Source organism: Nitrosomonas sp., assembly GCF_019635155.1.
GTDB lineage: Bacteria > Pseudomonadota > Gammaproteobacteria > Burkholderiales > Nitrosomonadaceae > Nitrosomonas.
Window position 1 is genome coordinate 57781 of sequence record NZ_JAHBZY010000012.1, and the last position, 25712, is coordinate 83492.

Here is a 25712-nt window from a genome sequence, read left to right on the forward strand (position 1 = left end):
TAGTTTAGAAAGCTGTCAATCAGCAGGGAAAAATTGCTCGGAGCTTAAAAGACTGTGGCTTCGCTGTCGCAGATTGATACAATACTGTGTTAGCGCAGGAATGGTACAGTTACAGAAGAAATAACACAGTTCGTTTTGATCCGGCGTTATCATATCAGTTTGATGTTTTATTAATTTTATGGAGATCTTAAGATGTCGAAAAAATTAGTTAAGCCTGTTTCACTTGCTGTGAGTGCCGCGCTGGTTACCACTCTCGGTGCCGGCGATTTGTTAGCAGATAGCGGCGACAATCCGTTTGCGATGAATGAATTATCCGGCGGCTATATGCAATTGGCCGATGCCAGCAGCGCCAATAAACCAGCGCAAGAAGGCGGTAAAGAGTCCAAACAAAATATGGAAGGTAAATGCGGTGAAGGCAAGTGTGGCGGTAAAACTGAGATGAAGCAGAATATGGAAGGCAAATGCGGCGGTAAGAAGGCCGAAAAAGAAGGTAAATGCGGCGAAGGCAAATGCGGTTCCTCTAAAAAATAAGTGATGTAAACCATGAGCAGTCAATCATTCCCTGTTCATGGCGCGGGTCTGGGCCTGCGGCGCCCGATGTTGAGTTCGCTGACGGGTCAGGCCACGCAATGCGTCGATTTCTGGGAAGTTGCACCCGAAAATTGGATTGGCGTGGGTGGCCGGTACGGTCACAGATTTCGAGAGCTGACTGAACAATTTCCCTTTATCTGCCACGGACTATCCTTATCGATTGGCGGTCCATCACCGCTCGATGAGGCGTTTTTGCACAAGCTTAAGCGTTTCCTGAAAGATCATCATATCCGCTATTACAGTGAACATTTGAGTTATTGCAGCGATGACGGTCATTTGTACGATTTACTGCCAATCCCGTTTACCGAAGAAGCTGTGCACTATGTAGCGGACCGTATTCGCAGAGTTCAGGAAATTCTCGAACAACGAATCGCAGTTGAAAATGTTTCCTACTATGCCGCACCCGGGAAACAGCTGGAAGAAATTGATTTTATTAACGCTGTATTACTGGAAGCTGATTGTGATTTGCTTCTGGACGTCAATAATATTTACGTCAATAGTATCAACCATCGCTACGATGCCGGGATATTTTTGCAGCATTTACCGGCTGAACGCATCCGGTATATTCATGTGGCCGGGCATTATCAGGAAGCGGTCGATTTGATTGTCGATACGCACGGCACCGATGTTATCGATCCGGTGTGGCAATTGCTTGATAAAACCTATCAACAATTTGGTGTTATTCCGACATTGCTTGAGCGGGATTTCAATTTTCCCCCGTTTGCTGAATTGCTACATGAAGTGAAAACAATCCATTCGCTTCAAACCAAATGGCGAGATGAAACAGGTGGTTACCTACAACACGCCTGATCGCCCGGGTTTTGTACGGCAACAATATGAGTTTGCGGCGCATATCCGTAATCCTGAAAAGAACCCCCATCCGTCAACAATCGAAAAACGGCGCATGAATATCTATTGCGAGCTGTTTTATAACAATGTGGAGGATTTAATTGCCAATACTTTTCCAGTATTGCGGAAAATTATGCCGGATAGTCATTGGCATGCGTTAATCCGGGATTATTTTGCCGATCATTTGTCGCATACTCCGTTGTTTCCCGAGATACCCAGAGAGTTTCTAAGATACATCGAGTCTGAACGAAAATCGTGTGCCTATGATCCACCTTTTCTGTTTGAATTGGCTCATTATGAATGGGTGGAACTGGCGCTCTCGATTTTTGATGAGAGCCAGACAGAGATGGCAGTTGATACTGAAGGTGATTTGTTTGATGGAATTCCGGCCATTTCACCGTTAGCGTGGTTGCTCAGTTACTCGTTTCCCGTTCATAAAATCAGTGAGAGTTTCCAGCCCGAAGTGCCCGGAGGCCTGGAAACGAATCTGATCGTTTACCGGGATAAGCATTTCAACGTGCAGTTTATTGAAGTCAACAAGATAACAGCGCGATTAGTGCATCTGGTGGGTGAAAATAGTTTGAAATCCGGATTTGCCTTGTTGCGACAAATAGCCGCGGAAATGGGGCATCCGCAGCCCGATGCCGTTATGCACGGCGGAGTTCAAATTTTGAACGATCTGAGAAAACGCGGAGTGGTTTATCGATTGTCTTAGAACTCTCTGATTATGATCGTAAAAACTACAGATTCATTATGCGTTGCCGTTAAGAGGCGTAATGAAAATGATGAGAACGTAGGCTATACGGCATATCCACAATGGGAATATCTGAGAACCACAATCCGACTACCGGTCACTCTTCCGTTGAGCCAAATCTGGTAAATTTCCTGATTTCTTCGGTTCATGATACGAAGAATTCGTTGTGTATGTTATTGAGTAGCTTGGATAAAACACTGACCAATACCGATGTTGAAAAACTCTCTACGCATACTGAGCTCGTGCGAGTCAATGAAGAGGCAAGGCGTATTAACAATCACTTAGCTCAGCTATTAACTCTCTATAAATTAGGGCAAAGAATATATCCTTTTGATGCGCAATATATTTGTCTGAGTGATTTTCTATCCGGAATCGCTGCGCAATATTCCGAATTACTGAGATTTCGTAAGATTACGCTAGAAACCCACGTAAGCCCGGAGCTGCATTGGTATTTTGACGAAGATCTGATCAATGCGGTTATCGGTAATGCAATCAATAATGCAATTCGTTATACGCGAGATCGTATTTGCATTTTCGCCGAAGAGAAGGAAAATCTATTGCTATTGCGTGTGGAAGATAACGGATGCGGTTATCCGGCTGCTATGCTTCGGAATAACAATGATTTTATGTACCGTATCGATCCCTTAAGCGATAACACTGGATTGGGTTTTTATTTTTCAACCATGGTTGTCCGGATGCATCAAAACCGTGGAGATTGCGGAAAGTTGGCGCTGGAAAACGGCGGTTTTATGAATGGTGCTTGTTTTGTCGTATCTCTTCCATAATAAATTTCAAGATTTAACGCCATGATAACGAACCCGACTAAATTTTCTCCGGTTAGCATCAACCTTTCAGGGAAAAATATCCTGATTATCGATGATTACCAAGAAATGCGTACAATTTTGCGTGATATGTTACGCGCGCTAGGTGCGGATGTTAAGAAAATGCACATGGTTGCAACGGGAGAAGACGCGATTGCAATCCTGAAGAAAGTGGAATTTGATGTTGTTTTATGTGATCTCGTTTTAGGTACGGGGAAAAGTGGTCAACAAGTGCTTGAAGAAGCAAAGTATCTTTCGCTTGTTGGGCCTTCCTGTTTGTGGATAATGATTTCCGCTGAAAAAGCCGCAGAGTCTGTTTCAGGTACCGCAGAATATCAGCCCGATGCTTATTTGATAAAACCGGTTACAGAGGTAAGCTTATGCACACGGCTGGAAAAGATCTGGTTAAAAAAGAAAGCGTTTGCTGAGATTCATCAAGCGATTAAGCGGTCGGATTATAGCGAAGCATTGAATTTATGCGATCAAAGGTTAGCATCCGATAAGACCAATATGTCCGATTTGCTTCGTACGAAATGCAATCTATTATGGATAACGGGAGAACTTGATCGAGCACAAGATTTATTGAAAGATATTCTTTCAAAACGTGAGTTGCCGTGGGCCAAAGTTGCGTTGGCTAGAATATTTTTCAAGAAAAACGATTTTAAGTTGGTGAAAACGTTGCTTGAGGAGACAATTGCGGTGAATGCGACGTATATAGAAACGCATGACTTATTGGCTCAGACTCTGCAAGTTATGGATGATTTAGCAGGAGCCGGTGATGTGCTGGAGCGTGCGGTGAAACTGTCGCCCAATTCTGCTATGCGGCAGCAGACACTCGGTAGTTTATCTCTAAAAATTGGTAAGCTGGAGAACGCCGAGCGAGCTTTCCGGAAGAGTATTGCATTGAGCGAGAATTCAGTGTTAAAAAAAGCGGATACTTATCTAGGGCTCGTCAAAGTATGCAGTGCAAGAAATAATTCTGATGAAGCAATGAAAGTGTTAGGTCAACTTACCAAAAATTTTAACGGTGATGACGTGCGTCTCAGGGTTTTAGCCGCAACGGGATTGGTTCATCATCAGCGTGGTGAGGCGGAGAAAGCCGCACAACTTGCTATTGAACTGGATCAGTCATTGAGCAAAAAAGATGAACGGTCTTTAACCAGCGAAGAATCATTGGAAATAGCACACTTGCTGCTAGTCGCAGGAGATAAGGAGAAAGCGATTTGCTTGCTGCAAAGCGAAATCAAGAATAATCCTGAGAGTCCTATGTTGCATAAAGTTGTTGCAGATATTTTTGAACAAGCTGGAATGCGTGAGGAAGGCAATCGCTTGATCGAGGCTACGCGCCAGGAAGCGATTCTTATGATGAATCGCGGTGTGTTGCTGGTTAGTAAAGGACAATATGAAGAGGCAGTCTGCGCAATGCGCGAAGCTCGCGCCGCCATGCCAACGAATGTTCGGGTGTTATTGAACCTGGCGCATGTGTTTATTGCGTATATACAGAAAAAAGGCTCAGTGCCCGGTCTGATAGATGAAGCTCGTAACAGTCTGCTAGCGGCAAACGAGCTGTCGCCTGGAGAACCGCGTTTTAAACGATTGATGACAACATTGAATGAGCTTGTTTGAGTTTTTTTCGCGGTTAGTTCTCAACTAACAAAGAAGTTACGCATCATGCCCATATCTTCATGTTCAAGATTATGGCAATGATAGAGAAATAATCCTTTGAAGTCATTGAATGGTTTTATGATTTCTATTTCTTCCCCCGGCATAACTAATACAGTATCCTTCCAGCCGCTGTTAATAAAGCCATGTTTGACAGTATCGTATCCGTTATCCTGATGAACTTGCGTTCGCGATAAGATTTGAAACTGTTGACCATGTAAATGGATGGGGTGCGGTACCGACATCATCATTCCCATACCACCACCGCGTCCGCCGCGGCGCATGCCACCGCTCATTCCCGGATTGTGGTGAAATATCTTGATTCTCTGAATGGTATTTACCGGGATTTGCTCAGCTTCTGTGTAATCATACATATCGAATGTCCTGCCGTTTAACTGGAAAGACATGTGTCGCATGCCGATGGCGATTGGAACAACTTTGTCAGGGTGCGTAACATTCTGAAGCGTTAAACGCGACATAGGCACTAGCGTATCCGGTAATTTTGGGGAATCACTGATATGCTCGGTAATTTGGAATTTTGCGATGGTGATTTCTCCATCCTGACCAAAGGCGGTGCCCATCATTCCCATACCACCCCCCATACCGCGACGCATTCCGCCACGCATGGCATCTCCTCCATGCGAAGTTGTGCCGTAAGCCAAGCTTTGTAATGTGACGTCAGAACCTGGCTTACGGCCGCTAAAATCAATCCACAATTCAATGCGCTCCGCGGGAGCAAGCATGACGTAAGGTAAGTCTTGCGGTCTTTCCAGCAGTCCGCCATCGGTTCCGATTGCGGTGATCGGAGTGCCATCGCTCCATCCGAGCTTATAAATTCGTGCATTCGATCCGTTCAAGATGCGCAAGCGATAGGCCCTGGTTTTCACCGGGATGGTATAGTCTTTTTGACCGTTCGCTAGAATGACATCACCAAGGAATCCCCTCATTCTTTGGTGCATGCCAAGAATGTAGCGAAGTTGATTGCTGCTGGAAAAACTGCGATCCTGAATGATCAATGGGAGATCGAACTCGCCGCTGGGTAGGTCTAATTTCCGTTCAAATTCATCGGATACCGTGATAAGGCCCGCCAAGCCCTGATAGACTTGCGGTGCGGTTAATTCGTGGGTATGCGCATGGTACCAGTTGGTTCCGGCGGGATTGGTTACTTCGAATTCATATAAGTACTGCTCGCCCCGAGAAATGGCATACATCGGATGTCCATCCATCGGTTGGGGAACATGCATGCCATGCCAATGTGTGATGCAAGGCTCTGGCAATTGATTATTGAAATAGATTCGGACTTTCTGACCTCGCTCAAAATTGAGGATAGGGCCTAAATAACCCGGCAACTCTTTAAGCGTTGATGAGGGGCCTTTAAGCAGTTTGCCAATGTATTTAAAAACATGTGTATGCGGGCCGGGCAAAATGGGAACATCGGCAGTTTGAGCATCCAGTGCGATTTCTACATCGGCCTTGAACGAAGGATTGGGTGTCCTGTTACCTTCCTGTCCTTTTGCAAAACTCAAACCGGGAATTGCCGCGGTCAGCGCACCTAGCGTTGCGTATTGTATGAATTGGCGTCTTTTATAATTAAAGTTTGGCATGATTTAACTCTTAGAATTTCAGCGAGAAAGTCTGTGTGTGCATAGTGAATAATTCAACTCAATCATTAGTCAGGATCTCTCTTAGATAAATTTAAAACTTATCCGTAGCATTAAAAGCAGTCTACCAGTTCAAGTATAACAAGTAATCCATTTTATACTTGAATGATGAAGAGCTTCCGAAATTTGAGAAACCAGGGAACAGGGAGTGCGATGCTGATGAAATTAGGAAAGGAGCGCCAATAACATTTGCGGGGAAGAATTTGCTTGTGCCAGTACTGCGGTAGCTGCTTGTTGCATGATTTGTTTTTTTGTGAGTGAGGTTGTTTCTACTGCGTAATCGACGTCTTGAATTCGTGACTGGCTGGCAGTTGTAGCTTCCACGCTTGTTTGATTATTGGTGATAACTGATTGAAGACGGTTTAATTGTGCGCCGATTTTGGATCTTTCCTCATTAATCTGATTGAGAGCCAAATCTACCTTATAAGTAGTAAATCCGGCATTGTTGATAAGATCCAGATCTTGAATGCTCAATGCGCTTGTGTTGACTGCTCCCAAGCTGATATCCAATGTATCTGTTTTGTTGGCGCCCACTTGAAGGCGCTTGTTATTGCCTACAGCTGCTGTTCCTATATCTTCCCAAATTTCATTGAATCCGCTTGTAGGATTGGTTCCACCTCTCGAGCCAGTATCGGAGATAACGCTTTCAGCGGTTCTGGCCGGGCCGCCATCAGCGTTTAAGCCTCCGATTGCTCCGGTGTCGCTGTCGGTAAGATTCATACTCGCAATATAAGCGGCGCCATTTGCAACAAAATCCGCATTAAAAGCATCAGCGTTTGCATATAAGCCTCCGGTAGCAGCACTAATTGCATCGCTTAAAGTAGCGCTTTGGTTTTGATTCAAATAAACCATAACGTCTTTAATACCTGATCCGCCATGATCTTTGATTACTTGGTGTAAGTAGCGCACTGCGGAATAAGCGGCGGAATAATCATCCGATGATCCTCCCCACGATGCACCTGCTGAACCAAAAGTTGCGGCTCTGGCCATAACACCGCCAATGCCGACACTATTGATCGAGGCCTGCAAGCGTTCATCGGCGCCATGGATAAACTCGGCCGCGCCTTCCATAAACCAGGTTTGATCGGTAGTCGGATTGAACATAGAGCCGATGTTCATACTTCGATACATAACGGCATGTACCATTTCATGCGCTATAATACGGTCGTTGTAGAATGGTGCATTGCCGCCATTTGGTAGATTGGCCGGTGTGAAATCACTCATATCGATCTGCAGCTTGACATCCGTTGCTTTGCCTGTGTAGCTTCCAGGTACGGCACCAACAACCCGGGCAGCAGTGCCTCCGGCGCCATCGGTGAATGTTGTCAATTCGATATTCATATCAGCACCATCCGCAGAGATTCCAAAATACTGTTGTATCATATTCTCTGCGTCTTCGAGCCAACCATACTGCAAGCCGTAGACAACTGCTAATTGATTGGTATCGCCTAGGACACTGCTTCCAGAGAAATCAAAAATTTTATCTCCATTAAAAGTGCTGGTGGTTGCAACTTTTTCCATTTCCTGGATGAGTTGATTGGTTTCTTCCTGGAGTGCTTTTTTGTCGGTAAGGCTGTTCGTTGAATTCGCAGCCTGGATGGATAATTCACGGATACGTTGCAATGAAGTCGTCATTGAAGACAATGCACCATCGGCTGTTTGTAACATTGAAACGCCATCATTGGCATTTCTAGTGGCCTGATTTAGGCCTCTTATTTGAGAGGTCATTCGTTCAGAAATAGCGAGACCAGCTGCATCGTCTTTCGCGCTATTAATCCGCATACCCGACGATAGCCGTTCTAATGAACGACTAAGATCCGTGGTGGAGGCTGTTAAATACCGTGAAGTATTCAATGCTCCCAAGTTTGTATTAATAGACAAAGTCATTTTCTTTTGATAGCAATTTAGTTACTGTCTATTAACGATTTGAAGTTATTTTTCTTTAGTATTGGAAGCTATACTTAACCGCAGAGTATCTTAATACACAAAGAATTTCGATCAGACCATGCTTTTTGCGAGCAATATGCAAAATACTGGCGGAAGTCTCCGACATGGGGAATGTAAAAGAATTGGACGCTTTGGCTTCAGCCGATAGCGGTCAAAATGGAGTAGCCCAGTCCCATGCTTGCGCAAATGCAGATGGCCGTTACGATTCCTATTTTATATTTGAACAAAGCGTAAAATGTGATGATGCCAAGCAAAGCCGAAAACCATTCAAAAGATCCTTCAAAGCCCTGTGGCCAAAGTACATGGTAAGTAAAAAATACCGCTAAATTTGCAATAACACCGACCACGGCTGCCGTTACACCTGTCAATGGTCCAGAAAATTTGACGTTGTGGCGGGTAGCTTCAACTGCCGGAGCACCTAGTAAGATAAAAAGAAAAGAAGGTAAAAACGTAAACAGCGTAGCAATGAATGCGCCAGCAATACCTGCTAAAAATAGCAAGTCAGCTCCAAAAAGCGTTTTTGTCCAGCCGCCGACAAATCCTACAAAGGCGACGATCATAATAAGCGGACCAGGTGTGGTTTCTCCCAACGCCAATCCATCAATCATTTGCGTGGCATTCAACCATGCATAGTGCTCGACGCCTCCCTGAAAAACATAGGGAAGGACTGCATAGGCGCCTCCAAAAGTTATTAGAGCGGCTTTTGTGAAAAACCAGCCCATCTGTGTCAAGGTGCCGTTCCAACCAAATTGCATGGAAAGCAAAGTCATTATAGCGGCCCAGATAGAGAGTCCGATTACTGCAAAGATGATGAAACGGCTCCATTTAAAACGAGTGTGTTCAGCGAGCGGCGTGTCATGATCAATTATGGCGGGACCATAGGTATGCTTTGAGTTTATTGAGTGTTTGCCAATCTGAAATTTGTCAGGCATGAAATAAGAACCAATATAACCAACTAGGCCGGCCGATACCACGATATAAGGAAAAGGGAGATTAAAAACAAAGATCGCGACAAAGGCTATGATCGAGATGGCGCGCAGCAGATTGTTTCTCAGAGCTTTGCAGCCGATACGATAAGCTGCAAAAACAACAATGGCGACAACTGCAGGTTTGATACCGTACAAAATTCCGGCAACTGCTGGAATTTCGCTATAAATTAAGTATATCCATGTCAGAGCTATTAAGATGAAGAAGGATGGCAATACGAATAACGTACCGGCAATAATTCCACCCCAAGTGCCGTGCATCAGCCAGCCAATATATATCGCTAACTGCTGAGCCTCTGGGCCGGGTAATACCATCGTATAATTTAGTGCATGCATAAAGCGTTGTTCGGAAATCCAACGCCGCTGCTCGACCAGTTCTTGGTGCATCATGCTGATTTGACCGGCGGGTCCGCCAAAACTGATGAAGCCTAACTTAAGCCAATATTGGAATGCTTGCCAAAACGATACTGGTTCAGGTTGCGCGGAGCCATGTTCGGTTGCTTCAGACATTGAGATCGATTTAATGAATCAAGTGATAAAAATAAGACTCTGTACAGATCGGTTGAAAATCAGCGCTCAACTATACTCCACCGAGAGTGATCTTCTGTAGCTTTTTGTAATACTGAATTTCTTTCTTGCTTGGGAAGTTTGCTTATTTCAGTGACCACATCAAAAAATTTTTTCATATCGCGGGCATTTTGCGTAAGAATTGCATGGAATGCGGGGACCAATTGAGAATAAATCGAGACCGTCGCCAGTAATGCGTTATTCATAGGTTGGGAGAACCACGGATCATAGTGATTAAGTTCGGGGTTTTCAATTTTTAAGTCAGAGAACTCTGCCCGCAATTGATCAAATATACGCGCTTTCTGAGCACGCTTCTCCGTATCGGTGATATCGGATTGAAATAATTCCTGCAGGTATTTGCGATGCTTGAAAATCAGATTGGTAAAAATTGCTTCCCTTTCTTGCCGGGCATTTAATGCGGATTGTTCGAGAACAGTGCCGTTATGAGCAAACCAGCGTTTAATTCCCTCCTGCTCGACGGCTGTTGCAAAGGATTCGTTAAAAACGGTGTCTCCTGGCACATAGACGACTTGATGCGCCAGTTCATGAAAAATCAACCGTGCAAGATTTATTTCGGAGTAGCTAATGAAAGTATTGAGCACCGGGTCACTGAACCAGCCCAACGTGGAATAGGCGCGGACTCCACCGACCTGAACATCATAACCTTCATTTCTGAGTTCTTCGGCGTAACGTTCTGCGTTAGCTTGAGAAAAGAAACCACGATAATTAACACAACCAACTTTCAGAAAGCACCATTCTTTGAGCTCAAAAGACAACTCCGGGGATGCAAATACATTCCAAACAACGAAGGGGCGCTCTAAATTCGCATAACTTGTGTAACTTCGGTTATCGGGTAATTTTAGTTCACGGCTTGCGAATTTCCGCAATTGAACAATTTTAGTAAGTGAATTTTTTAAACCCGGATCAACATCCGGATTTTCAATGACAGAACTGATTGGTTGAGCTCGATGAAGAACTTCAAGATGACCATTGATCGCTTGTGCATAATAAGGAAGATTCGCACATGCACTGAGCAAGCTGACGGAGGTCAAGGTAATGACAAATCTGAGAATTGTGAAGGCTCGAAATATCACGTTCATTCATGAAAGCAATGAAGTTAAAAGAATGGCGCTTTAATTGGATATTCTAACTATTTTCCAAGATTTCTTCTCAATAAGGTTTGATCTTTTTTATTCAAGTTATTAGCAAAGAAACTATCAGATTTTATTTTTTCTCATTAATTCCAAATTTATTGCCGTATTTTTGGGGCTATAAATTTTCTTTGGATGCTGCCGAAATAAATGTTCGTATTTAAAAGGAAAAATTTATTCGTTTAATTTTCTGTTAGTTTTTATGGGTGCTATGCGTATTTTTTTATGAAAATATTGACTGAAGAATGGCTAATACTAGGAGTCACTTCTGAAGGTCGAACATTTCGACCGAGTGATTGGTCGGAACGGCTTTGCGGAGCGCTTGCAAACTATAACGCTAAGGGGCGATGGGAGTATTCTGACTATGTTCAGCCCGTCATCTATGAAGGGAAAGTGGCTGTCCGAGTACGCACATCATTAAGTGACATTCATGCGACACATTATCAATTCATTATGGATTTCGCGGTTAATAACCGGCTCCAAGTAATCCCGACTGGAGAAAGCATCTCTCTTGAAGAAACTGTTGTAGAAACCGTTGAAGAAGCGGAAGTAGTATGGTCTGTAAAAAGCTGGATATTAGCGTTGTTGCTGCATCAATGGAAAGCGCGAATACCGTTTAAAAATTATTAGCCTCGCTGAAACGGGCAGAATGTTCGTGTCGTAAATTCTTCAAAGCGATTTAAGAAACTCAACCAAATCCAATCGTTGTTCTTTATTAAGTGCCGGCAGAATGGAGCCGTCGGGTAGTGGCGTTCGACCGGAAGCATACTCATGACCCTCGTTATAATTGCCCCAAATATGCGTGCGGAATAGAAATCCTTGGTATCCCGTTGTTCTGAAGCCGACTTTTTCGGGATCGAATGCACGTGCGCCGACCATAAATTCATCCGGCCGATACTCACCGTCGATAGGATCATCGGGCCGTCGTTTAGGCAAGAGCAAATCATACAATGTTGGAACAGAGCCATTATGCAGGTAAGGCGCGGTTGCCCAAATCCCATTGAGTGGACGGGCTTTATAAGCCATTATGGACGCGAAGGGTGACTCGGTGGTATCAGGGGAATAGTTGCCATTTTTTAAAGATGATCGCACTTCGTTATCAAAAAAAGTATAGGCAAAATCGAATGACCGTTCGAGCCATCTGCGGATAAACCATTTATCGCTGTCAGGAGTCGTGACGACATTGCGGGTTGCTGCGGTTAGCAGTGTTACCGCAGGTGCCTGTTGCTGTATTAAAATATTTCCAGTACTAACACCCACATACTGATTCCTGAGGATACCGCTATAGCCAAGAAAATCAATCGCATTGGTGGCCATTTTTGAATCAGTCCCGACGGAAGAAATTGAAATCATGTTAGCGACAATGCGTCGTTCCGGGTCAGTGCGCTTGATGTGACCGTGACAAATCGCGCAATATCGAGAAAAAATCTCAGCGCCTCTTGCCATACGTTCTTTATCGATTTTGGGTAGGATATGCTCGGGCCACGGCGGCGATGTTAATTTGCGCAAATGATTTTCCACGCGACGCAAATTGCGGATGTCGATTGAGGATTGAAAATCGATATGTTTGGAATCGAATCCTTGCCCACCTAATATCGAAGATAATGTGAAGCCGTCTTTTTCTTGCCAATCCAAAGTCGCGAAAACACCAATGACTTGTCCGGCGTTTCGAGCCATTGGCCCCAATCCGCTATTATCGACTCTGCCATTCCATTGAATATAATCGTGCTGCGGAATATCCCAGAGAAATGGATAGCTGACAGGAGCATCGGCCGGGTTATAGATCTTGTTGCGTAACCGGATTAATTGCTTGTCGCTTAAATAATTCTGAATTTTCTCAATAATATGATCGCGATCATGGCTACTAAGAACCGGCTCGACATTTGACATGACGACTGTCAGCTCATCTTGGGATAAGATGTCAGCCAGTAATTCGCGTAATTGCTGTGCACTCATGACATGTTCCAACACACGATTATAAATACGGCCAAATGCATCCAATCTGGCGTAACCATAGCGCGTCAACGGGCGCTTGCTATCTCGTGGTGAGTTAATGATGGTGTAAGTTTTGATGCGTTGGGTATATTTCGTGAGATCGGCCAAGATGTCGCTGATTTTGCTATAGTCACCGTGTTTCAATACATTTGTAACAAAACGATCTCGCTTTTCCGGATTCTCCAGGGTAGTGTGCAGAGCGGCTGCCAAGTCAACCATGAAGGTTTCCATATCGGAATTGGCCGGACCGCCGTCGATACGAATTCCGGTGCCTTGGTAGTTGATCTGAGTAGTATGACAAGCTGCGCAAGTGAATCCCATATAAGTTTTGCCATGATACTCATCACGCACCATGCCGACGGGTAACCCATCCGGATTGCTGGCAGTAGGGCGTTGCGGCAGATAACCGTAGCGATCCATGTTGTTATCGCTGCGGAACAAGTCATTGGAGTTCGATTGTTCTAGTGCTAGAAAAAAGCTATACGGTAATAAATTGGAACCTTGCGGAACATTGTAGAACCATAGGCTATCCGCAGCCGACCAGCCCTGATCAAGATAAACGGTTCGTGAAAAGTGATCGCCGAATTTATCCGCGCCGCCAGTAAGCGCCCCTCGTTCCGCATCGGTATCACGTAATTCATAGGATCGCCAAGAGACACCGATGATCAGCCAGGTTATCGTTAATAAAATGGTTGTTAATAAGAATCTTTTTAACCAATGATTGCTTCTATGCTTAAAGGTCATATGGAAGTAATACTGTTCAGCAAGTGTTCAGGTTTTATTTGTTTAAATCCAGTGCGATTCTATTGTCGAATATTGATGTTGTTCTTTAGCAACGATAAAAACCCCTATTTCAGCTGATATTGATACTATGAAATTGCCGATTTCATATATGATGGTCAGCCTATTTTGTGTGAAAAGGATGTGAAGAGCATCACAGTTTTTTCAAAGGATTTTATGCATACTTTTCTATTTAGGCATCTGTTTTTCAGCTTAATCGTCATAATCGCATCAAAAATCACTTTCGCGCAACCGGTGGCTCCGTTACCTTTAGGAGCGGATTCATTCAGACAACCCGCATCGTCACCTGCTATACGGGAAATGGCACCATCCATGGCGCCGTTCAGAAATGAATTACCTAGACCGAGCGTGCCAGTGCCGACGGGAACGTCGCATGGGCCGGTTGTGCTCTATACCATCGAGGAGATACAGCGATTGGGTTTGCAAGCGAATGGCTTGGTTCTTGCAGCGCGTTCGCAAGTGGGTATGGCAAAAGGCGGTGTGATTGCAGCCACGGCTTATCTCAATCCGGAAGTTATGTTTATGGTGGGGCCGATGGACAGGCGTTTGCCAGAGAGATTGACAGGGCCATCGAATTATCAGCAATCTGTTACCGTCATTCAACCGATCGAAAATCCTTTCATGCGTAGCGCACGTATTGCCGCATCAGAAGCTGCCGTTGACGCCAGTCGCGCAAGTCTTGATCAAGTTAACACCGATCTTGCAGCGTTGCTGCGTGTCCGTGCTTACGAGTTGTTATTGCGGCAAGATCAGGCAGCGCTGGAGCAATCGATATACGATTTATTGGAAAATGTACGTCAGCGTATTGCGGCCAATGTGGAGCATGGCGAAGCAGCGCGTTTCGAACTGATTCGTGCCGATACGGAATTGCAGAGCGCGGCTAATCGCAAGGAAGCTGCGCGATTGAACGCGGAGCGCGCCAAAGTGTTTTTAATGCAGCTTACAGCCGGAGTTTTACCCGTCAATTTCCAGGTGAAAGGTTCATTAAAAGACCCGATTGAATTACCATCGCTGGATGAATTACGCCAGCAAGTCGTCAAAATTAATCCCGATGTGGTGCGCTTGGAAGCGGAACAAGAGCGTGCCAATCAACGCATCAGCCAAGAACGTGCTTCGATTTTGCCGTCGGTGAATGTGATGTATTCCAATTATCAGGATCAGCAATTCCAATCCAATAGCGCAGGTTTAAGCGTCAGAATTCCGATTTGGTACCGGCGCAAAGGCGAGATTGATACGGCTATTCACGATTCTGCGCGAATCCGTGAATCCTTGGAGTATCGCCGTTATGAAATTGAACAAATATTCGAAGCAGCCTGGCAAGCTTATCAGATCGCTGTGCAACGAGTTGCCATGTTTGACGGTGGTTTGATTAAAGAAGCGGAAAATGCGGTCAGAGTTGCTGAAGCAGCCTATAAATTCGGCGAGCGTAATTTAATCGAATTTTTGGATGCACAACGGATACTGCGCGGAATTCTGGCCGATGCCTTGCAAACCCGTTTCGATCTTCACGCAGCTGCCGCTGAAATTGATCGCTTGCGTGCGCATTATCCTAAGGAGTTAATTTCAGAATGAAAATCACCCCGATAATTATTGGCTCGTTGTTATTAGCGGCGTTGTTATTATCCGCCTGCGGTGGAAGAAGCGATGAACAAGCTTCCCGGCAATTCGATGAAGAGCGGGATATCAACAGCATTGAAGTTCGCCCGGAATTGCTCAGCCGGCTAAAAATCGGCAACCCGCTTTTGGTCGATCTTACCGACAAAATATTGGTGCCTAGCCGAGTTCAGATCGATGAAGAAAGAACTGCGCAGATTGGTTCTTATGTGACCGGACGGATTATCGAACTATTTGTTATTCTAGGCGATTATGTCAAACCTGGTCAGCCGCTGGCACGGATTACCAGCCCGGATTTAACGAATTCTCAATTGGCTTTTTTGCGTGCTTTATCACGAGTGGTTGTCACCACGAAGGCATTGGAACGCGCACAACATTTGCTTGTCGCCGATGCGATTCCGCTGGCCGAGGTGGAACGCCGCCAATCTGACGCGGAAATTGCGCAAGCCGAACTCGCTGCGGCGACTGATCAACTTCGATTGTTCGGTATGGGTGAAACGGAGTTGAAGGAATTGCGGCGCAAAGGAAAAGTGTTGCCGTGGCTGGATATCAAAGCAACACGGGAAGGTTATGTGATTTCACGTGAGGTGATTGTCGGCAAAGTGGTGCAGCCAGCCGATGCGCTTTTTCAAATCGCAGATCTTTCTCATGTATGGGTGGTTGGCGATGTGCCGGAGCAGATTGCGCGAGACGTGCGGCTGGGTCAGCATGTGGAAATCAATGTGCCGGCAATCGGTGATACCGATTTTGACGGTATCATCATTTTTGTTTCCGATACGGTTAACCGGCTGACACGCACGGTGATGACGCGTGTAATGGTGGAAAATCCTGAGCGTAAATTGAAGCCGGATATGCTGGCCAACATGCACATAACCGACTCGCAACATAAAACTTTGGTGGTACCGGAAGCTGCCGTGGTTCGTGAGTTAAACCAGGATTATGTTTTTGTCGTGACCGATAATAATCATTTTCAGCGGACACCTGTTGAACTGGGACATGAGGTAGCGGATTTTCGTCCGATATTGAGCGGGCTTACCATCGATCAGAGAATTGTTATGGAAGGTGCTTTTCATCTGGATAGCGAGCGCAAGCTTGCTGAATTGGAATAATTGCCATGTCCGTTATTGTACGTGCGATGTTAAACCAGCGCCTGCTGGTTTTGGTTATTGGGATCATGCTTTGCGTGGCTGGCGGATTTGCCGTAAAGAGTCTATCGGTCGATGCGTTTCCGGATGTCACTAATATTCAGGTACAAGTCGCTACGGTGGCGATCGGCCGTAGCCCCGAAGAAATGGAAAGATTGGTGACGGTTCCGGTCGAGATTGCCATGACCGGCTTGCCGGGGTTGGTTGAAATGCGGTCGATGAATAAAAGCGGATTGTCGCTGATCACATTGGTTTTCACTGATCAGACGGATATCTATTTTGCCCGGCAATTAGTGATGGAACGTATCATCGATGTGACGCCGCGTCTGATTCCCGGCATTACACCCGTATTGGGGGCGGTTTCAACAGGGCTGGGCGAGGTGTATCAGTATACGATTGAACATCCTGACGACGGTAAACGCCCATTGACATTCGAAGAATTGATGGAGCGGCGCACCGTACAAGATTGGGTGGTGCGCCCGATGCTGCGCTCGATTCGCGGTGTAGCGGAAATCAACTCGATTGGCGGTTATGTTAAGGAATACCAGGTCTATGCCGACCCCAATAAATTACGGCATTATGATTTGACGCTAGCCGATGTGGATCGCGCTTTGGCCAGTAATAACGCCAATGCCAGCGGTAATATTTTGGCTTTGCATTACGAGCAATATCTAATTCGTGGTGTCGGTCTCATCGCGACCTTGGACGATATCCGCAATATCGTATTACGTGAAATGGACGGTGTCCCGATTTACGTGCGCGATGTTGCCGAGGTCAATTTTGGCGGCGAGGTGCGGCAAGGCGCGAGTATTAAAAACGGTGATACCGAATCGGTTGCTGCGATTGTAATGATGCTGCGAGGCGGTAACGCTAAGGAAATTGTTGGGCGTGTCAAAGAAAAAGTAGCCGAAATTAACGAGCGCGGCCTGTTGCCGAACGGCTTACAAATCGTACCGTTCTATGATCGCACGGATTTGGTGGATGGTGCATTGGCGACAGTGCAAAGTACGTTAATGGAATCATTGATTCTGGTGATCGTAGTGCTATCAATTTTTCTGGGTACTGTCCGCACCAGTATCGTCGTGTGTTTTACGCTGATTATCACGCCACTGGTCACTTTTATGGTGATGAATTACTATGGCATGCCCGCCAACTTGATGTCATTGGGCGGATTAACCATTGCTTTGGGCATGATGGTCGATCCGACCGTGGTGGTGGTGGAGAACATCTATCAACGCCTTGGCGAAGCGAAGGATACCGGTAAATCCAAATTTCAGGTGATCGTCGATGCGGTTTCAGAAGTGGGTACACCGGTTATTTTCGGTGTTTTTGTGACCATATTGGTATTCTTGCCGCTGATGACGCTGGAAGGCATGGAAGGAAAAACTTTCAGTCCGTTAGCGGTGACAATCGCGATTGCATTGTTGGTGGCGCTCTTCGTTTCATTGCTGATATCCCCGGTGTTGAGCGATTATCTGCTCAGAGGCGGCAGCGAACAGGATACCAAAATCGTGGCCGTGCTCAAAGGCGCTTACTTGCGCGTGTTCAACCTGGCCATGGGGAATCAGAAAAAGACCATGATTATTGCCATTTCCTGTTTGATGGGCGCTTTTGTATTATTTCCGTTTTTGGGAAAGTCTTTCATTCCCATCATGAAAGAGGGCGCCACAACACCCGTGATCATTCGCGCGCCTTCTATTTCTTTGGAAGAAGCCATCAAACTGGAAACCGAAGCGATGAAACTGATTGCTGCCGTGCCAGGTGTGAAATCCGTGGTTTCCAAACTCGGACGCGGCGATACGCCTGCTGATCCCGCTTCGCAGAATGAATCCGATCCGATCGCTGACTTGGACTTGGAAGGTTCCGGGCGTACCCAGGAAGAGATCGAAGAAGATATTCGCAAGGCACTTGATGCGTTACCGGGTGTGAATATCGTGTTATCACAGCCGATTGCGCAGCGTGTCGATGAAATGGTTACTGGTGTGCGCTCGCAAGTGGCAATCAAGATTTTTGGCGACGATTTGGAAAAACTACGCAAGCTTTCCGAACAGGTTGCGCGCATCGTGAAATCAACACCGGGCGCTAGGGATATTCGCATCGAACGTTTATCCGGGCAACATGAATTGACTATCAATATCGACCGGCACGCTATTGCGCGCCATGGTATTAACGTTTCCGACGTCAACGAATTGATTTCCACCGCAGTCGGCGGTAAAGCCGTGACGCAGGTTTTTGAGGGTGAGCGCCGTTTCACGCTGCTGTTGCGTTTCCCTGAGCGTTTCCGGAATGACGTTGAAGCGATCAAAGATTTGTTATTGAGACCGGTTAATACGACGGTGCAGAACGGTATGGCGCAAGGCGGCATGTTGGTGCCGCTCAGTGCGGTAGCTGATATTAAAGTGGTTGACGGGCCTGCGATCATCTCGCGAGAATTCGCCAAGCGGCGCGTGGTCGTCGGTGCTAACGTCCACGGTCGTGATATGGGAGGTTTTGTCGAAGAATTGCAGCGGCGGACTGCAAAAGAAATCAAATTGCCATCCGGTTATTATTTCGTCTGGGGCGGGCAATTTGAGAATATGGAACGCGCGATGGCAACGCTTGGTGTGATTGTGCCGATCACGTTGGCAGCTATATTCTTCTTGTTATTCATGCTGTTCAATTCGATCAAGCTGGCAGTGCTCATTTATTTGGTATTGCCGTTTGCGTCGGTTGGTGGTGTGGTTGGTTTGTTTGTTACCGGGCAGTACTTGTCCGTTCCGGCTTCGGTAGGTTTTATTGCCGTGTGGGGCACGTCCATTCTGAATGGTGTGGTGCTGATTTCGTTTGTGCGTGAGTTGCGTGAGAAAGGTTTTGGCGTGGAAGAGGCTGTAAGAAAAGCCTGCGCACAACGTTTTCGTCCGGTCATGATGACTGCCGCTACGACAGTGCTTGGTCTGGCGCCATTTCTGGCAGCGACCGGATTGGGGTCAGAAGTACAGAAACCGCTTGCCATCGTGGTTATTTGCGGTTTGACGACCGCAACCATGATGACGATGGTGGTGATGCCAATGCTCTATCGCTGGTTTGATGACGAGCCTAAGTCATTACCATCCGATCAAACAGAAGAAATCTCTCCATCCTGATCGAAAAGCCCGTCGCATAATCTTATTTGCACCCCGTAATAACGGGTTGCTTGCCGATTTGCTGATGACGGTTTATCCGGGTAGTGTTTGTTTGGGCTAGACGGGTTTATGAGGTTGGATGAATATTCGACGAACTGTTGTCTTCTACGAGTGCCGGGTAGGCGTTGGTTTCAGAGCCTGTTTCCCTTTTCTTGCTGCGTTGATTTAACAGGCGTTTTCGCGCGCGAATGCAAATCCAGATGAAGCGCTGCTTTAGCGAGTAAATGTGCACTGACCGGTGCGGTAATAAACAGAAATAGTGTGATCAAAACTTCGTGCAGGCTGATACCGGTATCGCGGCTGCTGAAAAATATCGCTGATGCAATTAAAAGGCTGCCGACTCCCAGGGTTGTCGCTTTGGTCGGACCGTGCAGACGCATATAAAAATCCTTTAATCGCAATAGCCCTAGAGAGCCTATGAAAGTGAAGGCGGCGCCGGTCAGAATCAAAAATGATAGTAAATATTCCAGCATGACTTACTCGATAATATCACCGCGCAATAAATACTTGCACAGTGCAACCGTGCCGATAAAGCCCATTAAGGCGATCAACAAAGCTGCTTCAAAAAACAGCGCGTTACCCAGATGTATACCCAGCAGCATCAGTAACGCGATGGCATTCACATATAAAGTATCCAGCGCCAGAATCCGGTCTGGCGCGCTGGGACCGAGCAACAGGCGCCAGCAACACATACCGATAGCCAATACGACCAATCCAAATGCCACTGTAATTGCGAAATCTAGCATTGTTCGAAAATCTCCCTTAATGGGCGCTCATAGCGATCCTTGATCGTTGCGATCAGATTATCCGGGTCGTTTTCATTGAGCGCATGAACCAATAAATAGCGGCCATCCTCAGACAAACGCGCCGACACGGTTCCGGGTGTCAGTGTGATGCTGTTAGTCAATAAGCCGATGGCCAGACTGGAAGTCAGGTCCAATGGCAATTCGATAAAAACCGGCTTAAGCCGATCCGGATTGCCAAGGATCAATCGTGCAACGGTGAAATTAGCAATGATGATATCGTACAACAGTAAACCAATATACCGGATTAAAGTAAATGGTCTGCGGATGGTAATAGCTTCAGGCCAGAAACGCAGAGTCAGTAAAGGTATCACCCAGCCCAACAATAATCCGAGAAGAATCTGCCCGGGCGAGACGCTATTTGTCAGTAGCAACCAAAGGCCGGTCAATAGGGGCGACAAGATTGGATGAGGCAGAAAACGGGGACGTGTTGTCATTTTGCAGTACCTAACACGGAATATATGTAGTTTTCCGGCTGCAACAACTGATTTGCTGTGGCCAGTGTAAATTCGCTGATGATGCCGGCTCCGATCGTTAAGGCCGCGCATAACGCCAGCAAGCAAACCACAATCGCCAGGCCGCTAAAGCCGGGTGTTAATGCTTGTTGGGAATTGATACCGGTTGCGGTATGGGATGCTTGTTGTAATTGCGCGCGGTAAAACAGCATACTGCCGCTCCGTGCCAGAGCGATAATTGTGAATAAGCTGGTAATCAGCATTGCGCCCATGATCCATGGCAATGCGGTATGTGGTAAGGCTGCTTGCAGAATTAATAGTTTTCCGATGAAGCCTGATAACGGAGGAAGTCCTGCAATCAAGATTGCCGCAATAAAAAAGAGAGCGCCGGTTAACCGTTGATGCGGGATTACCGGACCTGGCTCGAACCGGTCGTTGATCTCTAACCGGCGCGTAGCGATAATATCAGCGAGCAAAAAGAATGCTGCCGCTGCAAAAGTCGAATGAGGCAGATAAAACAATCCGGCAGCGATACTGGTATGGGTATTGATACCAAAAGCGATCAGCAGCGTACCGATGGATGCAATGACCAAATAGGCGATTTGCTGCCGTAGATATGTACTTGCCAGAACGCCGAGTACGCCTGCGATCAGTGTCGCCAGAGCCAACGGCAGTAACCAGGGATCGATCAAATCGGAAACGTTTCCCGCTTGTGAACCGAAGATCAGAGTATAAACCCGCAGAATACTGTACGCTCCAACCTTGGTCATGATAGCAAATAAGGCGGCAACCGGCGCCGTGGTGTGTGCATAGGCGGCTGGCAGCCACAAGTAAAGCGGCAACAACGCAGCCTTAAGTGCGAATACTGCAAAAAGCAATAAACCTGCCGTACGGATTAATGCGATATCCTCATCAGCGGCTCTAGCGGCTTTTACGGCGAGATCCGCCATGTTCAGTGTTCCCAGCAAGCCGTATAGTGTTCCTACAGCAAATAAAAACAGCGTTGAACCCACCAGATTAATGATGACAAAATGCAAGCCGGCCATTGTGCGAAGCCGCCCGCCGCCATGCAACAATAGACCATAAGAGGCGAGCAGGAGAATTTCAAAGAATACAAACAGATTAAACAAATCGCCTGTCAGAAATGCGCCATTCAAACCGAATAACTGCAATTGAAACAACGCATGAAAATGCGGCCCATCACTATCCGTACCCTGGGTTGCGTAAAGCAGTGCGAACATGGAAACCAATGCAGTGATAAACAACATCCACACTGCCAAGCGGTCTGCAACCAGAACAATGCCAAAAGGCGGCGGCCAGTTTCCAAGTTCGTAAACCAGAATCTCGCCATCGCTGACGATATTGAGCAAATATCCTGCTAGAACAACCAAAACACTTACCGATGCGATGCTGATGAGACGTACCGTTTGCAAGCTTCGTTTTTGCAACAGCAATAATAGAGTGCCTGTCAATAATGGGCAGATAACGGGGAGTATCGCGATATGGCTGATCATGATTTATGTTTTCCATCGACGTGATCGTTTCCCATTTCAAGATACGCCTTGAGGGATAACACGATGACAAAAGCGGTCATGGCAAAACTGATTACGATGGCGGTTAGTACCAATGCTTGGGGTAACGGATCCGCGTATTCCGTCATATGCTCCATGATGATGGGTGGCTTGCCGATCGTGAGCCGGCCCATCACCAGTAAAAATAGATTGACTGCATAAGATAAAAAAGTTAAACCCAGAACAACCGGGAACGTGCGATTCCGCAAAATCAAATAAACACCGCAACCGGTGAGTGTTCCAATTAATATTGATACCAGTGCTTCCATTAGCGGCTTCTCTTTCTCACGCGAGTCGTATGACTTTCTTTGTGAACAAAACCCAAATAAGTCAGTATCAGCAGCGTAGTGCCGACAACTACCAGATAAACGCCCAAGTCAAAAGCCATGGCGGAAGCCAGCTCGAATTCTCCAATTACCGGCCAATTCAGATGACCGAAAGTGGATGTCAGGAAGGGATGGTCAAATGCCCAACTTGCCATGCCTGTCAGCGCTGCAATCAATAATCCAGCGCTAATCACGGTGTGCATGTTGATGGTCAAACGTGTTTGCGCCCAATTAACACCATTGGCCAGGTATTGCATAATCAACGCTACGGCGGTTATCAGCCCGGCGATAAATCCGCCGCCGGGCAGATTGTGACCGCGTAACAAAATGTACACCGATACCAGTAGCGCCAGAGGCAACAATAATCGCACAAACGATGCCATGATGAGCGGATGCAAATCGCTGTCCCAAGGGCGCCCTTGCTGATCTGCTGCGGAACCGGGTAGTTTCAGCCGGTGCAACATTGCGTATATACCGAGTCCGGCTAATGCCAGCACAGTGATTTCACCCAACGTGTCATAACCCCTGAAATCGACCAGTATGACATTGACGACATTGGTGCCGCCACCGCCAGGAACGCTGTTGCTCAGGAAGTAATCCGCGATCGTCTCATAAGGGCGCGTCAATACCGCCCATACCAGCAAACTGACACCCGTGCCGGCTGCAACCGCGATGAGCGCGTCACGGCTGCGCGCCGAATGACTGGATTCCTTAGGAGATTGTTGCGGTAAGAAATATAATGCTAACAGCATGAGGACAATGGTTACCACTTCGACGGATAATTGCGTTAAAGCCAGGTCCGGCGCGGAAAATTTGACAAAAACCAGGGATACACCCAAACCCACTGCACCCAATAAAATGAGTGACACCAAACGTTGCCGATGCATGATGACAGTCCCGAGCGCCGCCATCATCAAAATGATGGTTATCAACAAACTGACGGCATCGATGGGTAGCAATCCGCGATCACCGGTTAAAGCGGATGGACTGTCGATAAAGCTGGTCACTCCGAGTACCATGGTGAAGAGCATGAATACCAGTACCATTCGCTGCAAAGAGTTGGCATTGAGTAACCGGGTTAATTGACTGGCGGTTCGGAACAAAAAATCAATGAGGTTATTGTAGAGCGACTTGAATTCAAAAAGATTTCCTATTTGATCATGCAATACGGATAGCGGCCTGCGCCCCAGATAGACGATAATGCCACCGGTAAGGGCAATAATACTCATCCATAATGCCGGGTTAAATCCATGCCAGATTGCGAGATCATGATCGGGAACCGGCCCTTGAAGTACACCCATAGCCGCTATGTTCAAGATGGGTTCAACGGTAAGCGTCGGCAGCATGCCGACCAGTAAGCATAAGGCAACCAGTAATTCCACCGGTACTTTCATCCAACGCGGTGGCTCATGAGGTGTTTTGGGCAAATCGACCGGCTTGCCATTGAAAAAGACCGTGTGGATGAAGCGTAACGAATAAGCCACGGCGAAAACACCGGCAAGGGTAGCCGCAATGGGCATCAGCCAACCCCACGGTTGATTGGTGTGGTACAACGTTTCAGCAAAAAACATTTCTTTGGATAGAAAGCCGTTGAATAGCGGAACCCCAGCCATGGAAGCCGCGGCCACCATCGCCAATGATGCCGTATGCGGCATAAATTGCCACAGCCCGCGCAGACGGCGCATGTCGCGTGTACCTGCTTCGTGATCGATAATCCCTGCCGCCATGAATAAAGATGCTTTGAAAATGGCATGATTGATAATATGAAAAACCGCCGCAACCGCTGCAAGAGGCGTATCCATGCCAAATAGCAAAGTAATTAAACCCAAATGACTGATCGTCGAGTAAGCGAGCAATCCTTTCAAGTCGTGTTCGAACATGGCAATGTAGGCGGCAATGAGCAGGGTTGCCAAGCCTGTCATGCTAACCAGCCAGAACCATTCGGGTGTGCCCGACAAAGCGGGAAACAAGCGAGCCAGCAGAAATACACCGGCTTTTACCATGGTGGCTGAATGCAGGTAAGCCGATACCGGCGTGGGAGCAGCCATCGCGTTCGGCAACCAGAAATGAAACGGGAATTGCGCGGATTTGGTGAATGCGCCTAATAGAACCAATAACAGCATCGGCAGATGCCAGGGATGATTAGAGATGATGTCGCCGGAAGCCAGAATCACGGACAGGTCATAACTACCGCAAATTTCACCCAGCAACAAAAAACCACCCAGCAATGCCAGTCCGCCGCCGCCTGTGACAGCGAGCGCCATACGTGCGCCGCTACGGGATTCATGCCGCTGTTGCCAGTAACTGATAAGCAGGAACGACGACAAGCTGGTTAACTCCCAGAAAATCAGCAGTTGGATGACGTTTTCCGATAAAACGATTCCCAGCATGGAGCCCATGAACATCATCAGATAGGCATAAAACCGGCCCATGTCATCCCGCTCGGATAAATAATATCGCGCGTAGAGAATAATCAGTATGCCGATACCGAGGATTAGCAACGAAAACAGTAAACCCAGTCCATCCAGACGAAACGTAAGATCCAGTCCGAGCGTGGGTATCCAACGCAGGCGTTGTATGACCGTTTGTTCTGCAAAAACATCAGCGATGGTTGGATATAAGAAAGCCAGTGCAAGTAAAGTGACGGTACCGGCTCCCCATGCCGAATATAGTCGGCCAAGGCGAGAGATGGAGGCTACAAAAATGGCTCCGGCAAAGGGTATCAGAGCGACAAACAGTAAATTCATAAAAACGGATAGATCGGCTTGCTGGAAGCAAGTCTATTCAATAGATGAAATTTCATTCAATAGCTACAATTTAACGATGACTGCATGAGTCGGTTTGAATCTTAT

The 25712-nt window shown here is 46.7% G+C and carries 20 protein-coding genes; 9 read left to right on the forward strand and 11 right to left on the reverse strand.

Features of this window, described 5'->3' with window-relative positions:
- The first annotated feature begins 192 nt into the window (after nucleotides 1-192).
- The 5 genes from KF839_RS09570 (at nucleotide 193) to KF839_RS09590 (ending at nucleotide 4641) form a co-directional block, all read left to right on the forward strand.
- Nucleotides 193-531 carry an HvfA family oxazolone/thioamide-modified RiPP metallophore gene (locus tag KF839_RS09570; RefSeq protein WP_292917615.1) on the forward strand — a complete coding sequence of 113 codons (339 nt, stop codon included), beginning with the start codon at nucleotides 193-195 and terminating at the stop codon, nucleotides 529-531.
- A gap of 12 nt (nucleotides 532-543) precedes the next feature.
- The gene (locus KF839_RS09575) at nucleotides 544-1401 is read left to right on the forward strand and encodes an HvfB family MNIO-type RiPP peptide maturase (RefSeq protein WP_292917616.1); all 858 of its coding nucleotides are present in this window, start codon (nucleotides 544-546) and stop codon (nucleotides 1399-1401) included.
- The gene (locus tag KF839_RS09580) at nucleotides 1370-2155 is read left to right on the forward strand and encodes an HvfC family RiPP maturation protein (protein ID WP_292917617.1); all 786 of its coding nucleotides are present in this window, start codon (nucleotides 1370-1372) and stop codon (nucleotides 2153-2155) included. The genes KF839_RS09575 and KF839_RS09580 overlap by 32 nt, the downstream gene beginning before the upstream one ends.
- Nucleotides 2156-2256: 101 nt before the next feature.
- Complete coding sequence (locus KF839_RS09585) at nucleotides 2257-2979, forward strand: sensor histidine kinase (RefSeq protein ID WP_292917618.1); 723 nt, start codon at nucleotides 2257-2259, stop codon at nucleotides 2977-2979.
- A 21-nt stretch (nucleotides 2980-3000) separates the two neighbouring features.
- Nucleotides 3001-4641, forward strand: coding sequence for a response regulator (locus tag KF839_RS09590; protein ID WP_292917619.1), 1641 nt, complete (start codon nucleotides 3001-3003; stop codon nucleotides 4639-4641).
- A 20-nt stretch (nucleotides 4642-4661) separates the two neighbouring features.
- On the opposite strand, the gene KF839_RS09595 is transcribed toward KF839_RS09590, so the two are convergent.
- From KF839_RS09595 to KF839_RS09610, 4 genes are all read right to left on the reverse strand, one after another.
- On the reverse strand, nucleotides 4662-6281 hold the full coding sequence (locus KF839_RS09595) for a multicopper oxidase family protein (RefSeq protein WP_292917620.1): 1620 nt from the start codon (nucleotides 6279-6281) through the stop codon (nucleotides 4662-4664).
- Nucleotides 6282-6503: 222 nt separating this feature from the next.
- Entirely contained in the window at nucleotides 6504-8225 is a 1722-nt protein-coding gene (locus tag KF839_RS09600) for a flagellinolysin (protein ID WP_292917621.1), read from the reverse strand.
- A 197-nt stretch (nucleotides 8226-8422) separates the two neighbouring features.
- Nucleotides 8423-9781: a chromate efflux transporter gene (gene chrA, locus KF839_RS09605; RefSeq protein ID WP_292917622.1), complete on the reverse strand. Its 1359-nt coding sequence runs from the start codon at nucleotides 9779-9781 to the stop codon at nucleotides 8423-8425.
- Nucleotides 9782-9840: 59 nt separating this feature from the next.
- Complete coding sequence (locus tag KF839_RS09610) at nucleotides 9841-10938, reverse strand: aminopeptidase (RefSeq protein ID WP_292917623.1); 1098 nt, start codon at nucleotides 10936-10938, stop codon at nucleotides 9841-9843.
- A gap of 276 nt (nucleotides 10939-11214) precedes the next feature.
- On the opposite strand from KF839_RS09610, the gene KF839_RS09615 reads away from it, so the two are divergent.
- Nucleotides 11215-11619, forward strand: coding sequence for a DUF3579 domain-containing protein (locus KF839_RS09615; RefSeq protein WP_292917624.1), 405 nt, complete (start codon nucleotides 11215-11217; stop codon nucleotides 11617-11619).
- 39 nt (nucleotides 11620-11658) lie between these two features.
- On the opposite strand, the gene KF839_RS09620 is transcribed toward KF839_RS09615, so the two are convergent.
- Nucleotides 11659-13728 (reverse strand): di-heme-cytochrome C peroxidase, encoded by a 2070-nt coding sequence (locus tag KF839_RS09620; protein ID WP_292917625.1) that lies wholly within the window; start codon nucleotides 13726-13728, stop codon nucleotides 11659-11661.
- A 291-nt stretch (nucleotides 13729-14019) separates the two neighbouring features.
- Here KF839_RS09620 and KF839_RS09625 point away from each other — a divergent pair, with 291 nt between their 5' ends.
- The 3 genes from KF839_RS09625 to KF839_RS09635 are packed head-to-tail and all read left to right on the forward strand — an operon-like array spanning nucleotide 14020 to nucleotide 19666.
- Nucleotides 14020-15357, forward strand: a complete 1338-nt coding sequence (locus tag KF839_RS09625) for a TolC family protein (protein WP_292917626.1) — start codon at nucleotides 14020-14022, stop codon at nucleotides 15355-15357.
- Nucleotides 15354-16508, forward strand: coding sequence for an efflux RND transporter periplasmic adaptor subunit (locus KF839_RS09630; RefSeq protein WP_292917627.1), 1155 nt, complete (start codon nucleotides 15354-15356; stop codon nucleotides 16506-16508). Before KF839_RS09625 ends, KF839_RS09630 begins: the two co-directional genes overlap by 4 nt.
- Before the next feature lie 5 nt (nucleotides 16509-16513).
- Nucleotides 16514-19666 (forward strand): efflux RND transporter permease subunit, encoded by a 3153-nt coding sequence (locus tag KF839_RS09635; protein ID WP_292917628.1) that lies wholly within the window; start codon nucleotides 16514-16516, stop codon nucleotides 19664-19666.
- Between the two features lie 170 nt (nucleotides 19667-19836).
- On the opposite strand, the gene KF839_RS09640 is transcribed toward KF839_RS09635, so the two are convergent.
- Genes KF839_RS09640 through KF839_RS09665 form a run of 6 tightly spaced genes read right to left on the reverse strand, consistent with a single transcriptional unit; the run spans nucleotide 19837 to nucleotide 25607 of the window.
- Complete coding sequence (locus KF839_RS09640) at nucleotides 19837-20178, reverse strand: Na+/H+ antiporter subunit G (protein ID WP_292917629.1); 342 nt, start codon at nucleotides 20176-20178, stop codon at nucleotides 19837-19839.
- Nucleotides 20179-20181: 3 nt separating this feature from the next.
- Nucleotides 20182-20451, reverse strand: a complete 270-nt coding sequence (locus tag KF839_RS09645) for a K+/H+ antiporter subunit F (RefSeq protein WP_292917630.1) — start codon at nucleotides 20449-20451, stop codon at nucleotides 20182-20184.
- Nucleotides 20445-20945, reverse strand: a complete 501-nt coding sequence (locus tag KF839_RS09650) for a Na+/H+ antiporter subunit E (protein ID WP_292917631.1) — start codon at nucleotides 20943-20945, stop codon at nucleotides 20445-20447. The genes KF839_RS09645 and KF839_RS09650 overlap by 7 nt, the downstream gene beginning before the upstream one ends.
- The gene (locus KF839_RS09655) at nucleotides 20942-22477 is read right to left on the reverse strand and encodes a monovalent cation/H+ antiporter subunit D (protein ID WP_292917632.1); all 1536 of its coding nucleotides are present in this window, start codon (nucleotides 22475-22477) and stop codon (nucleotides 20942-20944) included. The genes KF839_RS09650 and KF839_RS09655 overlap by 4 nt, the downstream gene beginning before the upstream one ends.
- Nucleotides 22474-22803 (reverse strand): Na+/H+ antiporter subunit C, encoded by a 330-nt coding sequence (locus KF839_RS09660; protein WP_292917633.1) that lies wholly within the window; start codon nucleotides 22801-22803, stop codon nucleotides 22474-22476. Before KF839_RS09660 ends, KF839_RS09655 begins: the two co-directional genes overlap by 4 nt.
- Complete coding sequence (locus tag KF839_RS09665; protein ID WP_292917634.1) at nucleotides 22803-25607, reverse strand: monovalent cation/H+ antiporter subunit A; 2805 nt, start codon at nucleotides 25605-25607, stop codon at nucleotides 22803-22805. The genes KF839_RS09660 and KF839_RS09665 overlap by 1 nt, the downstream gene beginning before the upstream one ends.
- Between the last annotated feature and the right edge of the window lie 105 nt (nucleotides 25608-25712).

Excerpts from the sequence above, each read along its gene's own strand:
- KF839_RS09570 (WP_292917615.1), top strand. The coding sequence starts at position 193 with ATGTCGAAAAAATTAGTTAAGCCTGTTTCACTTGCTGTGAGTGCCGCG.
- KF839_RS09650 (WP_292917631.1), bottom strand. The coding sequence starts at position 20,945 with ATGACAACACGTCCCCGTTTTCTGCCTCATCCAATCTTGTCGCCCCTA.
- KF839_RS09640 (WP_292917629.1), bottom strand. The coding sequence starts at position 20,178 with ATGCTGGAATATTTACTATCATTTTTGATTCTGACCGGCGCCGCCTTC.
- KF839_RS09655 (WP_292917632.1), bottom strand. The coding sequence starts at position 22,477 with ATGATCAGCCATATCGCGATACTCCCCGTTATCTGCCCATTATTGACA.
- KF839_RS09590 (WP_292917619.1), top strand. The coding sequence starts at position 3,001 with ATGATAACGAACCCGACTAAATTTTCTCCGGTTAGCATCAACCTTTCA.
- KF839_RS09595 (WP_292917620.1), bottom strand. The coding sequence starts at position 6,281 with ATGCCAAACTTTAATTATAAAAGACGCCAATTCATACAATACGCAACG.
- KF839_RS09660 (WP_292917633.1), bottom strand. The coding sequence starts at position 22,803 with ATGGAAGCACTGGTATCAATATTAATTGGAACACTCACCGGTTGCGGT.
- KF839_RS09620 (WP_292917625.1), bottom strand. The coding sequence starts at position 13,728 with ATGACCTTTAAGCATAGAAGCAATCATTGGTTAAAAAGATTCTTATTA.
- KF839_RS09610 (WP_292917623.1), bottom strand. The coding sequence starts at position 10,938 with ATGAACGTGATATTTCGAGCCTTCACAATTCTCAGATTTGTCATTACC.
- chrA (WP_292917622.1), bottom strand. The coding sequence starts at position 9,781 with ATGTCTGAAGCAACCGAACATGGCTCCGCGCAACCTGAACCAGTATCG.
- KF839_RS09585 (WP_292917618.1), top strand. The coding sequence starts at position 2,257 with ATGGGAATATCTGAGAACCACAATCCGACTACCGGTCACTCTTCCGTT.
- KF839_RS09615 (WP_292917624.1), top strand. The coding sequence starts at position 11,215 with ATGAAAATATTGACTGAAGAATGGCTAATACTAGGAGTCACTTCTGAA.
- KF839_RS09600 (WP_292917621.1), bottom strand. The coding sequence starts at position 8,225 with ATGACTTTGTCTATTAATACAAACTTGGGAGCATTGAATACTTCACGG.
- KF839_RS09630 (WP_292917627.1), top strand. The coding sequence starts at position 15,354 with ATGAAAATCACCCCGATAATTATTGGCTCGTTGTTATTAGCGGCGTTG.
- KF839_RS09575 (WP_292917616.1), top strand. The coding sequence starts at position 544 with ATGAGCAGTCAATCATTCCCTGTTCATGGCGCGGGTCTGGGCCTGCGG.
- KF839_RS09635 (WP_292917628.1), top strand. The coding sequence starts at position 16,514 with ATGTCCGTTATTGTACGTGCGATGTTAAACCAGCGCCTGCTGGTTTTG.
- KF839_RS09665 (WP_292917634.1), bottom strand. The coding sequence starts at position 25,607 with ATGAATTTACTGTTTGTCGCTCTGATACCCTTTGCCGGAGCCATTTTT.
- KF839_RS09580 (WP_292917617.1), top strand. The coding sequence starts at position 1,370 with ATGAAACAGGTGGTTACCTACAACACGCCTGATCGCCCGGGTTTTGTA.
- KF839_RS09645 (WP_292917630.1), bottom strand. The coding sequence starts at position 20,451 with ATGCTAGATTTCGCAATTACAGTGGCATTTGGATTGGTCGTATTGGCT.